General features: G+C 53.8%; 14 protein-coding genes and 1 riboswitch. Of the genes, 3 read left to right on the top strand and 11 right to left on the bottom strand.

Translation table 11 applies throughout. The features are described from left to right. Positions 1-64 precede the first annotated feature (64 nt). Positions 65-1,123 carry an NAD(P)/FAD-dependent oxidoreductase gene (locus CHH67_RS08120; protein WP_095264663.1) on the top strand — a complete coding sequence of 353 codons (1,059 nt, stop codon included), beginning with the start codon at positions 65-67 and terminating at the stop codon, positions 1,121-1,123. Here the strand turns inward: CHH67_RS08120 and CHH67_RS08115 are convergent. Then, positions 1,120-1,368, bottom strand: a complete 249-nt coding sequence (locus CHH67_RS08115) for a YuzB family protein (protein WP_095264662.1) — start codon at positions 1,366-1,368, stop codon at positions 1,120-1,122. The genes CHH67_RS08120 and CHH67_RS08115 overlap by 4 nt on opposite strands. A gap of 84 nt (positions 1,369-1,452) precedes the next feature. Between CHH67_RS08115 and CHH67_RS08110 the strand changes: the two genes are divergently transcribed. Beyond that, a complete protein-coding gene (locus CHH67_RS08110; RefSeq protein WP_095264661.1) occupies positions 1,453-1,698 on the top strand; it encodes a NifU family protein in 246 nt (81 codons plus the stop codon). A gap of 99 nt (positions 1,699-1,797) precedes the next feature. Here the strand turns inward: CHH67_RS08110 and CHH67_RS08105 are convergent, their stop codons facing one another. From CHH67_RS08105 to CHH67_RS08070, 8 genes are all read right to left on the bottom strand, one after another. Further along, positions 1,798-2,571, bottom strand: a complete 774-nt coding sequence (locus CHH67_RS08105; protein WP_095264660.1) for an SDR family oxidoreductase — start codon at positions 2,569-2,571, stop codon at positions 1,798-1,800. 255 nt (positions 2,572-2,826) lie between these two features. Continuing rightward, on the bottom strand, positions 2,827-3,672 hold the full coding sequence (locus CHH67_RS08100; protein WP_095264659.1) for a MetQ/NlpA family ABC transporter substrate-binding protein: 846 nt from the start codon (positions 3,670-3,672) through the stop codon (positions 2,827-2,829). A 68-nt stretch (positions 3,673-3,740) separates the two neighbouring features. After that, positions 3,741-4,409: a methionine ABC transporter permease gene (locus CHH67_RS08095; RefSeq protein ID WP_095264658.1), complete on the bottom strand. Its 669-nt coding sequence runs from the start codon at positions 4,407-4,409 to the stop codon at positions 3,741-3,743. Next, positions 4,409-5,425 carry a methionine ABC transporter ATP-binding protein gene (locus CHH67_RS08090; protein WP_095264657.1) on the bottom strand — a complete coding sequence of 339 codons (1,017 nt, stop codon included), beginning with the start codon at positions 5,423-5,425 and terminating at the stop codon, positions 4,409-4,411. Before CHH67_RS08090 ends, CHH67_RS08095 begins: the two co-directional genes overlap by 1 nt. Before the next feature lie 109 nt (positions 5,426-5,534). Further along, positions 5,535-5,681, bottom strand: a riboswitch (SAM riboswitch). 115 nt (positions 5,682-5,796) lie between these two features. After that, the gene (locus CHH67_RS08085; protein WP_095264656.1) at positions 5,797-6,522 is read right to left on the bottom strand and encodes a Cthe_2314 family HEPN domain-containing protein; all 726 of its coding nucleotides are present in this window, start codon (positions 6,520-6,522) and stop codon (positions 5,797-5,799) included. A 110-nt stretch (positions 6,523-6,632) separates the two neighbouring features. Beyond that, a complete protein-coding gene (locus tag CHH67_RS08080) occupies positions 6,633-8,402 on the bottom strand; it encodes a UbiD family decarboxylase (RefSeq protein ID WP_095264655.1) in 1,770 nt (589 codons plus the stop codon). Between the two features lie 109 nt (positions 8,403-8,511). Continuing rightward, positions 8,512-9,486, bottom strand: a complete 975-nt coding sequence (locus CHH67_RS08075; RefSeq protein ID WP_095264654.1) for a COX15/CtaA family protein — start codon at positions 9,484-9,486, stop codon at positions 8,512-8,514. Positions 9,487-9,743: 257 nt separating this feature from the next. Continuing rightward, a complete protein-coding gene (locus tag CHH67_RS08070; protein ID WP_095264653.1) occupies positions 9,744-10,088 on the bottom strand; it encodes a thioredoxin family protein in 345 nt (114 codons plus the stop codon). A gap of 136 nt (positions 10,089-10,224) precedes the next feature. Here CHH67_RS08070 and CHH67_RS08065 point away from each other — a divergent pair, with 136 nt between their 5' ends. After that, positions 10,225-11,589, top strand: coding sequence for a DUF2515 family protein (locus CHH67_RS08065; protein WP_095264652.1), 1,365 nt, complete (start codon positions 10,225-10,227; stop codon positions 11,587-11,589). A 235-nt stretch (positions 11,590-11,824) separates the two neighbouring features. On the opposite strand, the gene CHH67_RS08060 is transcribed toward CHH67_RS08065, so the two are convergent. After that, positions 11,825-13,450, bottom strand: a complete 1,626-nt coding sequence (locus tag CHH67_RS08060; RefSeq protein ID WP_095264651.1) for a putative polysaccharide biosynthesis protein — start codon at positions 13,448-13,450, stop codon at positions 11,825-11,827. Between the two features lie 133 nt (positions 13,451-13,583). Continuing rightward, complete coding sequence (locus CHH67_RS08055) at positions 13,584-14,063, bottom strand: DUF456 domain-containing protein (protein WP_095264650.1); 480 nt, start codon at positions 14,061-14,063, stop codon at positions 13,584-13,586. Positions 14,064-14,066 lie beyond the last annotated feature (3 nt).

Below are 14,066 nucleotides of genomic sequence, written 5' to 3'. Positions count from 1 at the left end.
TCTTGCGAAAGCGGATTCAAGAATCACATTCATACGCATTTTCTCTCAAGAAAGGAAGAAATCTATGAAAAAGCTCGTCATTCTCGGTGGAGGCTATGGCGGCCTCGCTTTGATTCAAGAATTGTTCAGCGGCTATCTTCCTCCAGATGTAGAAGTTATTCTCGTCGACCGCATGCCCTACCAGGGCTTGAAGACCGAATATTACGCTCTGGCTGCCGGAACCGTCTCCGATGTATCGGTACGCGTGAAATTCCCTCAATATGAAGGATTGCGCATCCTGTACGGCGAGGTGACAGAGATTGATCTGGAGAACAAGCGGGTGCTTATGCTGAACGATGATCCGATAGAATATGACCAGCTGGCCATCGCGCTCGGGTGTACAGACCGGTACCACGGCGTTCCGGGAGCCGAAGAATACACTTGCAGTCTGCAGTCATTTGCAGCGGCCAGAGAAACGTACGTCCGTCTGAACAACCTCAGACCGTACAGCCGGGTTCATATTATCGGCGGCGGCTTGAGCGGGATCGAGCTTGCAGCCGATCTGCGGGAGAGCCGGCCTGACTTGAATATCGCCATCCTCGATCGGGGACAACGGGTCCTTTCTTCTTTTCCGAATCGTTTGTCTGCTTATATTCACCGCTGGTTTGAGGATCACAATGTGGAAATCCATAACGGCGTGTCTGTCTCCCGGGTGGAGCAGGATGCGGTATTCAACCTTGAAGAACCTATCGAAACCGACATCGCGGTCTGGACGGCCGGCATTCAGCCGGTCAAGGTCGTTCAGGAGCTCGATCTGCCCAAAGACCGCAGCGGCCGTATCCTGCTGAATGAATGGTATCAGGTGCCCTCTCACCCTGAGGTATACGTCATCGGCGATTGCGCCAGCCTTCCGTTCGTGCCGAGTGCCCAGGCTGCAGGCGCGCAGGCGGAGCAGGTCGGCAACGTGCTGAAGGCGCTGTGGAGAAATGATACCCCTAAAGTCCATCCGTTGAAGCTGAAAGGGACGCTCGGTTCCCTTGGCAAGCATGCCGGCTTCGGATTGATGGGGAGCACTTCGGTCATCGGACGCGTACCGCGCATCCTGAAAAGCGGTGTCCTGTGGAAGTCGAAGCGGAATTATTAGCCCTTCTCATTCTCCTGCTCTAGAAGCTCAAGCTTCTGTGAAATAAGGGCGAACAGTTCTTCGGACGTGACGGCTTCCACCCGGTCGCCATCCACATAGGCAAAAGGCGCCAGGTAACATTGCCCGCAGTCGGTCAAGCAGCCATATTCAATAATTTGGCAATCAAACCGCTCGGCAAGCGGCTGAAGCGCCTGATCCGTTCCGAAATAGCTGTTACTCGTGCAAAATTCAATCATAATGGACATAAGTCAAGAACCTGCCTTATAAGTTTGCCATTTTATTTTGGCGGTTTATGTACTATAATAAAGAAAGGAAAGGAGTTGAACAAGATGAGCGATAACGCACAAATCACCATGTATGATGAAGTGGCTGAAGTGCTTGATAAGCTTCGTCCGTTCCTGCAGCGCGACGGCGGTGACGTGGAATTGGTCGACGTTGAAGACGGCATCGTTAAGCTGAAGCTGATGGGTGCTTGCGGAAGCTGCCCAAGCTCCACCATTACACTGAAGGCAGGAATTGAACGCGCCCTCGTTGAAGAAGTGGAAGGCGTTCAAGAAGTAGTACAAGTATTCTAATCATGGTTTATTATAAAAGAAAGTCTTGGTTCTTCTCCGAACCAAGACTCTTTTTTTTGCTGTCATTCCATACAGAATCGTTCACTTCAAGCAGTCGAGTCATTCCGGTTTAATCCGTGAACGGATCGGATCAAGCCCGCCGGACACATTGATCATGTTGCCGGTTAGGAAATCCGATCGATCCTGGCACAGAAACTCAATCACCCGGGCTACATCTTCCCCGCTTCCGGAGCGCCCTCGCGGTGTCAGCCCGTCATCGACGCCGGTCACTTCTTCAATCGTCTTCTCCTTGTTCGCTCCCCGAATATCACCGGGACACACCATATTGACCGTAATCCCGTGCGGCGCTTCCTCAATCGCAAGCGTCTTCGTGAACGACACCAGCCCGACCTTGGCCGCGGCATATACGGCCCGATGCGGCCAGGCCCGCGCCTCCACTGCATGCCCGAAGCCGAAATGAATAATTCGTCCCCACTTCTTCTCCCGCATAGCCGGCAGCACGCGATGATCCAGAAGCATAACCCCGGTTAGATTCCCGTTGACGAGACGAACAATCTCATCTCTGGAATAGTCGGCAAACAACCGCCGCTCATGAATATATGGCCCTGCATTGTTAACAAGAATATCCACCGTTCCAAGCTGCTGCTCCGTTGTATCCACAAGCGAGTACAACTGCTGCTCATCGGTTATATCCGCCTGAACCGATATCGATGACACGCCAAACTTCTGTATCTCTCGGCAAAGCGACTCTGCCTGCGCTTGACTGTTCACATAGTTAACGGCAATATGGCATCCCTGACGTGCAAGCGACAATGCAGTCATCTTGCCGAGTCCCGTCGCACTGCCTGTAATCAGCGCCACCTTCCCCTTCAAGGCTTTCCCTCCTCCAAGTGGATGTCCTGTCCTCAGTATAATGGATGGGATGGCCTTCAAACAACCTGAGACGTCACACCGCCGACCGCAGCCATGCTAGGCTGGCCTTCCTCCGTCCGTTACTACTCTCATCGCCTCTGTCTTCGTTTGCCCTTATAACACCGATTCTAGCCGTACTAAAAAAGCGAACAGGTGCGATAAATTCGCACCTGTTCGCTTATTCTGTCACAGTATGCTGTCTGTTCCGCTGCAATATTAGAATGCTGGAACGACCGCGCCTCCGAATTCCTGTTCGATAAAGCTTCTCACATCTTCCGTAGTCAACGCTTTAGCCAGTTTCTGAATGGCGTCGGAATCTTTGTTGTCCGGACGAGCCACCAGCAGGTTGGCATACGGGTTGTCTTTATCCTCAAGCAGCAGGGAGTCCTTGGTTGGATCCAGGTCTGCTTCAAGTGCGTAGTTCGTGTTGATCACCGCAAGATCCATTTCATCCAGCATGCGCGGCAGCATCGCTGCATCTACATCCTGGAATTTCAGATTTTTCGGATTTTCCACGATATCCCGGGTGGTCGCTTCCAGCTTGTTCTCATCCTCCAGCTTGATCACGCCGTTCTTGGACAGCAGGGACAGCGCACGGCCCAGGTTGGTTGGGTCGTTTGGAATCGCCACGACCGCGCCATCTTTAAGCTCGTCAATGGAAGTAATCGTTCTGGAATATACGCCAAGCGGCTCAATGTGAACGGCAATAACCGGTTCAAGTTCCAGACCGCGTGCATTGATTTCTCCGTCCAAGTAAGGCTGATGCTGGAAGAAGTTCGCATCCAGCTCTTTGGAATCTACTTGTGTATTCGGCATTTGATAATCGGTGAACTCGACAATTTCCAGGTTAACGCCCTCTTCGGCAAGAGCCGGCTTGATATGCTCCAGAATTTGGGCATGCGGTACCGGTGTTGCGCCAACCTTGATGGTAACTGCTTCAGGAGCAGACTCGCTTCCACCCTCCGGCTGGGATGCATTATTGTTGTCTGTGCCTCCGCCGCCGCAAGCCGCGAGAGCCCCAACCAATGCTAAACTGATGAATCCGGATAACCATTTTTTCATTTCTTAACCCCTCCACAAATGTAATATCATCTCTATATGTGAAATCCCTTGCTGCCTTCTTCAAAAACTTACTTTCTCGTAAAACGCCGCACCAGCCGGTCACCGGCCATCTGCAACAACTGTACCAATACAATCATGGCAATAACGGCAATAATCATAATCTCGGTATCATAACGATAATAGCCGTATTGGATCGCCAAGTTACCAAGACCGCCGCCGCCGACCTGGCCGGACATCGCCGTATAGGAGACCAGCGTAACGATAGTGATGGTCATCGCTGCGAGCAGACCCGGCCGCGCCTCCGGCAGCAGTACCCGAAAGATAATGTGCCGTGTCGAGGAGCCCATCGCCTGAGCCGCTTCAATCACGCCCTTATCCACTTCATTCAGCGCAGTTTCCACCAGCCTTGCAAAGAACGGGGCCGCCCCGACAACCAGCGGCGGAATCGTTCCAATCACTCCGTAGGATACACCGACAATCGATTTCGTAATCGGAATCATCGCCACGATCAGAATGATGTACGGAATAGAACGCAGAATATTAACGATAAAGGAAAGAATTCCATATCCGAATCTAACCCAGCCCGACGTCGACCTGGCGGCCATATACAGTATTACCCCGATCGGCAAACCGAGAATAAAGCTGAATAATGCCGATAGCCCCAGCATCCGCAGTGTATCAAGCGAAGCGGTCCCGATTTCATTCCAGTTTACCTGAGAAAAGTCCAAACCCAGCATCAACGAATCACCTCCACGTCGAGCCCTTGCTCAAGCAGCTTCTTTATTGTCTCGTCCGTGGCAATTTCGTCACCTTCGAACCGGACGATCAGCTGACCGTACGGCGTTTCCTTGATCGTTGAAATTGTCCCCTGCAGAATAGCAAAATTCACGCCGGTCTCATGCACAATGCGGGACAGAATCGACTCATACGTCTTGGTGCCAAGGAACGTAATCTTCACCGCGCGCGATGGACCGGAAGCAGCACCTGCAATCGCCAGACGCAGCGCTTCGCCGCTATCGGTTTCCTGGCGGATGAATTCCTTTGTAACCTCATGCTGCGGCTTGAGGAACACCTCCGCTACCGGCCCCTGCTCCACGATGCCGCCCTGGTGAATGACAGCAACCTTGTCGCAGATGCTTTGGATGACGTGCATCTCATGCGTAATCAGCACAATCGTCAAGTTGAACCGCTTGTTGATATCCAGAAGCAGCTTCAGGATGGAATCCGTCGTCTGCGGATCGAGCGCCGAAGTTGCTTCGTCGCACAGCAGCACCTCCGGGTCGCTTGCGAGCGCTCTTGCTATGCCAACCCGCTGCTTCTGTCCGCCGGACAGCTGTGCAGGATATTTATGGCTGTGCGCCTCAAGTCCGACCAGGCTCAGCATCTCCTTCACCTTGCGCTCGATTTCCGCCTTGGGCGTCTTCGTCAGTCGCAGCGGATACGCGATATTGTCAAACACGGTCGCCGAGGACAGCAGATTGAAATGCTGAAAAATCATACCGATCTTGCGCCGCTGGGCCTGCAGCTCGGTCTTGCCGAGGCGCGTCAGGTTGACGCCGCCAACCCATACCTCGCCCGACGTCGGCCGCTCCAGCAGATTGATGCAGCGGATCAAGGTACTCTTCCCGGCTCCGGAATGTCCGATAACGCCAAATATTTCTCCTTTGTCAATTGACAGATTCAATCCGGACAAAGCGGTAGTTACATTGCCGCCCGTGCCGTACTGCTTCGTCAATTGTTTGATCTGTATCAAATCTTGAGCCTCCCTTTCCCTAGCCTTTGGCACATCTATTGTCCATAAAGAAAAGAGCCTCTCTTTGTCAGAATCAAAAAGGGCTCTCTTTACGTAAAGTCAATGCCTTTTCTCATCTGTCAAAACTTCGGATAGATTCCAAAGTCTTGAAGGAATTAGCACCATGACACTCCAGACGTCTGCGGTGATCCGCTTAACGTCAGGAATCGGTTGCCGGGCTTCATCGGGCCTGTCCCTCCGCCGCTCTCGATAAGAAATAAATGTGTTATGAAATTATCGTTTTCATGAGGAATTTCATCGAATGCAATTGTTAGTATAGTTTTTTTTCAGCTTTTTGTCAAAAGGAATTTCATAGTAGCTTCCCCATCAGGTCAGTTTTCAAGCTGAATTCCTTGGGTCGTCCAGATCTGATTCGTATACCGGAACGACGCTGCGAGCGTCTGGCATACCATATCCAGTCCTTGCTTCAGATCATCCAGATGCGCATCCAGATCCTCCAGCTCAAGCTTCGTATCATGCCCCTGCATCCTCTGCCACAGATCATCCTGCATTTCAGCGTTCATGTAATGAATCTCGGCATTACGCCGTTTGCGCAGCGTCCCCATCGGCACCTTGTACTTGGCTTTGATCCCTTCAAGCTCCTCGGACAGCGAATCATGAATTTTCAGAAATTTAAACTGCCGCAGTACGGTAAAATAGGAAAAATGCACTTTTACCTTGGATGTGTGCAAATTGAACAGCTCATCAAGCACAGTGCCCAGCTTATCCAGAATGGCAAACACACGGATGAATCCATTCTTATAAAAATACACATACCTGGCGTACTCTTCCTTCTCCTGAAGCGACATATCATCAATGAAGCCGGACGTCACCGATTTGCGAAAATGGCAGGCTGCATACCAGCTCTGCTCCAGTTCATCCAGCGATACAATCAGCCCGCGTATCCAGATTTCCAGCTTGCGGTGGTCATGGGTCGGATCCGGATGTTTCTTGATCTCCTCCCGCAGCAGCTGTACGGTCTTCGTCATCGATTCCACCGCAGCTTTAAGATATCCATCATTATGTCGGGGCTGCTCCCCTAACAAGGTCCGAAGCATGCCATCCCTCCCTGTTCACAAGTTGTTCACCATTCGCCGCCATAGTTTCCCGCATACTTCTACTTCAACATCTCCAGAGCAACCAAATACAGCTAACGCGAATGTCCCGATTACTTGGCAAAATACTCATTCCAGCGCTCATCCACCATGTTGACGATATCCTCACGCGGGAACAGCTCAGCAGGATAATCCGGCTTCATGCGCGCGTCTATAACAATCGGCAGCCGGTACGACAGGTGATGATGCTGAACATTCGCCGCAGCGAACAGGTCGGTCGCTGGATTGAAGCGGGTAAATACCGTCCACAGGAAGGAGGTTTGGGTCGCTGCCGCCTGCTGTGCATTATCCACAACGATAACGAGCGGCCACGACGTGTCCCGCGATTTCAGATGCTCCATCACGCGCAGGGCGAGATCGGAATCTTTGTCATAGGATGCCCCGGAAACGACAAGACAACCGCCGCAATACGCAACAACGTTGTCAATGCCCGGGATGTCGCCTTCCTCATAGCTGCGCGGAAGCTCGCGAATTGGATGGCCAACGCCGATGAGCACAGCCTTGCTGCCATGATTCAGTTTTTCACCTGTATAATCGAGCGTATCCTGGGATGTTTTGTTGAAAATATACAGGTCTGTGGACGGGTCGAAGCGCTCAAGCACCGCCTCCAGCGTCTCGTTGAAATCGGTCAGATCCACCGGGCGGCTTGTCAGCATCAGAAACTTCGTCAGCGACAGCTGCCCTTCTCCCAAGATGCGGAAGGCCGATACGAGCGCTTCACGCGAATAGCTTTCCCGAACCACCGCGGCCGTCAGTGCATGGAATCCGGTCTCAGCATAAGTCCAGAGCGAGCGGACCGATGGCATTACCATCGGAAACGCCGGCGACAGCAGGCGCTGCAGGAAATCGCCCAGATAATAATCCTCCTGTCTCGGTTTGCCTACAATTGTAGCCGGATAGATGGCATCCTTGCGATGCCACATATGGTTCACATGCAGCACCGGATACTCGTGCGCCAGAGAATAATAGCCGTAATGATCGCCAAACGGCCCTTCAAGACGGCGCTCATGCGGCGGCACATAACCGCTGATCGCAAATTCGGCCTCCGCCGGAATGCGATGTCCGCCCAGCGGGTTGTCCGTCATCGGCAGACGCCCGCCCATGATCAGCGAGGCCAGAAGCAGCTCAGGCAGATGCTCCGGAACGGGAGCGATCGCTGCAGCGATCAGCGCCGGAGGGCCGCCGATAAAGATCGACACCGGCAGCGGCTGGTTCTGCTGCTCCGCTTCAAAGTAATGGAACCCGCCGCCCTTATGAATCTGCCAGTGAATCCCGGTCGTGTTATTGTCGTAGATCTGGATGCGATACATACCCAAATTGTGGTGCTTTGACCTGGAAGGGCTCTCTGTGTAGACGAGCGGAAGCGTAATGAACGGACCTCCGTCCTCCTGCCAGCTTGTCAGTCTTGGCAAATGTTTCAGCGGCTCCTCCGTCACCTTTACGCCCATGATCGGGGCTTCCTGCGGGACGACACGCTTCATGCCAACCTTGAGCATATCCTTGATCAGTCCGCGCTCGTTCCAAATGGCCGGCAATGTCGGCGGAATCAGCGTTCCCGTCGCTTCAACCAGCGACTTCATCAGCTGCTCAGGCCGAGGACCAAAAGCCATATCCACCCGCCGCGGCGTGCCGAACAGATTCGTTGCTACCGGGAACGGCGTGCCCTTTACATTCGTAAAGAGCAGCGCAGGCCCTCCCTCCTCAATGACACGGCGATGAATTTCAGCAAGCTCCAGGTACGGATCCACCGGTGCTTCGATGACGGTCAGATCATTTTCCTTGCGAAGCGTTTCCAGCCATTGGCGTAAGTTTTGATAGATCAACGAGCCCACTCCTTCAATAGCAGCATAGTCCTCGTACAATTGTCCGGGGACTATGCCTGCGTTTCCATATGATGCTCATCGTTGGACTTCCACAGCCTGACGGCTGCCTCTAAACGATATGTTTCTGATCCCGGGCCTGGTCGGATGTCTGCTGCAGCGAGGCTGGTCTGCTCAGCTGCCACACTCTGACACTCATATAACTAAGGACGCCGAACAATATGGAGATCAGCAAGGTATGTCCCAATGCCGAGAACACATAGACTTCCTCGTTGTGGATCGTTGCCATAATAATCCCGCCGCTGATCACCTGCAGCACGCACAGAATCGTTGCAGCAACGCCCAGCATCTGAATCTCCCGGTTGTTCCGGTTGCGCCAGTATGCAAAATGTCCCATAACGGCCACCAGTACCAGTAGCAGCAGCGCCGCCACCCTGTGCATAAAGGCGATGCCTACGCCTCCGCTCAGCTCCGGAATCACCTCGCCGTTACACAGCGGCCAGCCTGAACAGCCTTCCCTGGAATCGGTATGACTGACAAACGCCCCGATGTAAACGACGATATAGGTATAAATAGCCGTCGCCCAGACGAGCCAACGAAACGCTGGCGTAACCCGGGGCTGGGGCTTGTCGTTGGCCATGCCCCCCGACTTCTCCACCCTTCGCATGCCCAGCGCAAGCATGGCCGAGCTGGCAAACGCAATAAGCGAAAAGCCGAAATGCAGGGCCATGACAGCTGCCGACTGCCGGTTCACCACCGCAAAAGCTCCCATAATGGCTTGTACGATGACAAAGATGGAAGTCATGATGACATACGCCATCAAGTCCCGGCGATCCCGCTTATATTTCCAGAAGGCGATCAAGGATGCGAGCGCAGCTAGACCTGCAAGTCCGCTCACCGCCCGATGCGAGTATTCAATCATCGACGCCACGGTGTAAGCGGGAACAAATCTGCCGTTACACAGCGGCCACTCTTCCCCGCACCCAAGTCCTGACCCTGTCTTGGTCACGACCATGCCGCCGAAGGTTGCGCAGAACATGATCACACATGTTGCGTAGCTAAGCCATTTCAATTGTTTATCATTCACTAATCTCACCTGCTGCCCCGTAATGATCTATCCCACAAGCCGAACATTACCTTCTATGTACAATCCACATTCCATTATACCTGATTCCGCTGTCAAGGTCATGAAGCGTTTGTGACAAAATAGATGAAAACGCGTTCAATAGTAGCACGACCGAGCATTCGCTACAAAAAATACCGCCGAATCGGCGCTTCCCAATTCGGCGGCATCTGCACTGCCTGTTGCTCTTCGGTCGCTGTTCACCTTTCCGAACATCAGCCTTACTTGTGGATCGTCTCGTATACGTCCACGGCACGCTGCAGGAAATCTTCAATCTCCTCGCGCGATTTGCGATATTTATTCACGAAGCGAACGAGCTCGCGCCCATCTGAATAGGCCACAAAGCTCGGAATGCCCAAAATGTTCTGCTGCTGGCTGACATCCCCGACTGCGTCCACATCCACTTCAACCAGAGTGAGCTGATTGGAGAACTTGGTCTCCACTTCCGGCATGAACGGATCGATGAACTTGCAATCTCCGCACCAGTCCGCTTTAAAAACAGCGACCGTCAGTCGTGGCGACTGGATCGCAACCTGGAATTCCGCTTCAGATGTAATCTTTTGCATGTGGGTATCTCCCCTTTCTGACGAATCTGTCACCCTTAGTGAATCAAATTGAAGAGTGGAAGTCAAATTTTCGAGCCATACTGACAATAAACGATGTGAACGTCCGACAGTCAAGGATAAGGAAGGTGTTCATCACATGGGCGATTCTCACGGCTTCAAGGCCGGCACCCGGCATCTGTGGTCCAGGCTGGCCTCGTTGCCGAGAGCGGCGGGGGCAGCCTTGAGCGGTTATACAGCAGCCTGGCTGGATTCCAGCGAGCTCAGACGCTCCCCGCAAGATCTCCATTGGAACGAGAGTGCAGTCCAGAGCATTTTAGAAATATTAAACAAAACCGCCGCGATTCGACGCATGGAGCACACCGGGGGCCATCCGGGGCCGACAGGCGCCTCCCATATTCCCCCCATCCAGGGCTATGCTCCGGCACCGTCGGAGCTTTCCAGCCGGGACCACCTGCTGCTGCAGCGCATCCGTGAAAATGTTCAGGATGCCAACAAAAGCAACATTACCCGGACCCGGGCTTACTTACAATTTTATGAGGCGTTCCCCGAGGTGCACTGGGCGCTGCTCGCCCATATGGTATCGCGCAATGCCGGCTGGAATATGACCGATCTGAAGAGCGGGCTTATGTCCGATCTTGTAAAGGATCCGTTTAAGGACCGGCTGTATCGCTTTCTGGAACGCTGCAATGCGCTTATTTTTCAGGACGCTTATCCGCAGCTGCTGCTGTATCAATACAGCCGCGAACAGGGGAGAAGCTGCTTTCATTTGCTTCCCCACTTTCATATCTCATCGTTCATGACTCCGTTCTGGGAACGATTCTGGCTGGACCGGAGCAGCAGCCCGGTATTAACGGTTGCACTCATTATCAATGAGCAGAACTATATTGAAGGGCGGGTCGTCCAGAACCCGATGTTTCGCCAAAATGTACTGGATCATCCCTCGATGAAATTATTTGACATCGCCAGGCTGAACCAGATTCTGTTTCCGCTCGGGAGCCCGAACTGCCGCCACGATCTGTTCCGTGAATCCATCCTGCCTCTGCGTCCGCTGGCCGGATTGACCATGCGGCAGTTCAAGGACGTTGCTGCACGGATCAGGACAGGGAAGGCGTTATACGCCATGCTGTTCGGCTATAAGGATATTTACGAGGGTGTGATGCATTTTGCCCGCTGCACGGATCATCACGGCTCGCGCTCCGAATATTGGCCAGCGCTGTTTACATCCCGGAAGCAGGCGGCCATGGCGGGTGAGGATGCCAGCCTGGAGCTGCTCGAATCCGAATGGAGAACTTACGGTGATCGGCTATACAGCCCACGGCTCGAAGATGTTTGGTACGATAACGAGTACGAGCCGATTCCGAGGTACGACTGGTTTCAGTCCACAGAGCGGCTTAGCCACCTGAAGCGGCCTTCCCGCCCGCTCCTGATCGACATGACCCATGCTCACCGGTTTGCACTGGAGCGAATTGCCTTCGCTCACGATGCCGAAGAACAGTTCTAGTCACCTAGAATCATAAAAAAAAGCCAGGCCGCCTCCCATACCAAGGGAGACGAGCCTGGCGCTTCATACACACTTCCTGCAGCCGGAGATACTCGCAGCGCACTTTCCTGGTACGCCATCCGACCTGCATGAAGCTTTCGGCAAGCGACTCCGATCGAATAAGATCGGACATGCCTGGACACATAACACACGGGGCTTGTCTTCACCCCTCACATCAAACGATGTGGACAGCCTGTTATCCCCGCTCGCGAAGACGTGCAGGCTGCAGTCTCATCAGCGGACGGAACAGCTTCTGCAACGGACGCGGATAGCTGGCAAGCTCGGATTGACGCAGCACGCCAAACATCACCATGAGCACCAAATACACCACCACCACGGCTACGCCGACGATGAGGCAGGTTATCAGGAATGCCAAGCGGCTCGGCATCACATGCACCAGCTGAATGCCCGCCTGGTTGAGGCCGTAGCCGACCAGCCCGGAGGCCAGCACCGTCAGCGCGAAGCCGACCCAGCGTTTTCCGAGCATGGAGAACGCAACAATCGCTTTGATCGAGCGAAGATTAAGTGCTGTGATCACGAGGAAGCATATCGCGGTGCCGCCGATAATGCCGTAAATGCCAAACAGCGGGGCCAGCAGGAAGCTTGCGGCCAGCTTGACCACCACTCCAATCATGACATGGACCATGGATAGCTTCGCTTTGCCGATGCCAAGCAGAATCGAGTTCGTGGTCATCATCGTGATCTGAAGGATGGTGCCAAATGTCAGAAACGCAATGATACCGGTTCCCTCCAGATTACTGAACAGAAGACCGTTAATGGAGTATGCTGCCGTACACAGCGCAATCACAACCGGCATGCCGGTCATGATCGCGACCCGCATCGCCATCGTCACCTGCTGCTCCAGATGCTCCTGATCCTTTCGCGCATACGCTGCGGAGATGATCGGAATGAGCGAGGTGCTTAGGGCGATGGCCAGAATCGGCGGAATGCCGGCCACGCTCTGTGCCCGCGTGCCGAGCACCGCCAGCGCTGCCGTTGCCGCTTCCGCACCAATCGGCCCGGTAAGCAGCGGCTTGACGATGGAATTGTCGATGAAATTGACCGCTGGCACCGCCATCGATGACAGCACAATCGGAATGGACAAGGTGAATATCGCCTTGTAGATTCCCCTCAGCGGGATCGAGCGGTCAGCCGGCGGCATATGGGCCTCCCGGTCCGTGCGGCGGAGCTTGGCTGCAAAATACAACATGACCGCAAACGCCCCGATGCTGCCCAGCACGCCCCCGAAGGATGCCCCAGCCGCAACCCACTTGTCATCATACCCCATGCGAAGCAAAATGTAAGCCAGACCGATAGCGGTAACGACCCGCGCAATCTGCTCCACGATCTGCGACAGCCCGCCGGCCGTCATATTGTTGCGGCCCTGGAAGTAGCCGCGCATCATCGCGATCGCCGGGAACAGCAGCAGCGCCGGCGCCAGCGCCTGAATCGCCGGGGCCGCTTCCGGAAGCTCGGCCACATAAGTGGCGTAATACGGCGCTGCGAAATAGAGCAGCACCGTGATGATCACGCCTGCTGCGGCTGCGAACAAAAGCGCAGCCTGATATACCCGCCGGGCCTCGGCAGGCTTGTTCAAGGCGTGGCGCTCGGAAATCATTTTGCTGAGCGTGCTCGGTATGCCCGCTGTAGCTACAGTTAACAGCATCAAATATAACGTATTGGCAAAATTGAATGAGGCCTGTCCCACATCGTTCAGCATGTGCTCAAGCGGCACGCGCTGCGCGATGCCCAGCACGCGCGCCACCAGAGCAGCCACGGCCAGAATGATGGTTCCTTTAATAAACGTTTCCTTCTTCGACAAGTGTCTACCCTTCTTTCCCCAAAAAAGCATCCCGTCAGCTCAGCAACCATGCGCCGATCATCTGCCACCCGTTCTAAAGCAAAGTGTGACCATGCCGTTCTTCAATCAATTGCCGGCCCTAAGGGACTGTTATTTAGAAAACCCAGATAAAGAAAATAATAATCATCGCCAGCTGCAAGATCACCTTCACCAGCACGCTGCTGAACAGTCCCAGTACAGAGCCCATTCCAACCTTGAGCGACTTGCCCGGCGAGGAACCGGTCAGCATCTCCCCGATCAGCGCCCCCAGAAACGGGCCGATGATCAGACCGAACGCCGGAATGACAAACGGCCCGATAATGAGTCCGATCGTACTGCCCCATATGGAGGCCTTCGAGCCGCCAAGCTTCTTGACACCCCAGGCATTCACCGCATAATCAGCGATAAACAGCACGACCAGAATCAAGGTCTGGATGATCCAGAACCATAACGTGTAATCTGCAAACGAGAAGAACCACCCGTACACAAACAGTGCAAAATAGATGGCGAGCACCCCGGGCAATATTGGATAGATCGCTCCGGCCATACCGATGACAAACAGAGCGATCACGATAAACCAGCCTAATATGTCCATAAC

Origin of the sequence: Paenibacillus campinasensis, from assembly GCF_002272015.1 — a bacterium.
Lineage (GTDB): Bacteria > Bacillota > Bacilli > Paenibacillales > Paenibacillaceae > Paenibacillus_AQ > Paenibacillus_AQ campinasensis.
Note: the sequence above shows the minus strand (reverse complement) of the source record. Positions and strands in the feature narration are given on the sequence as shown.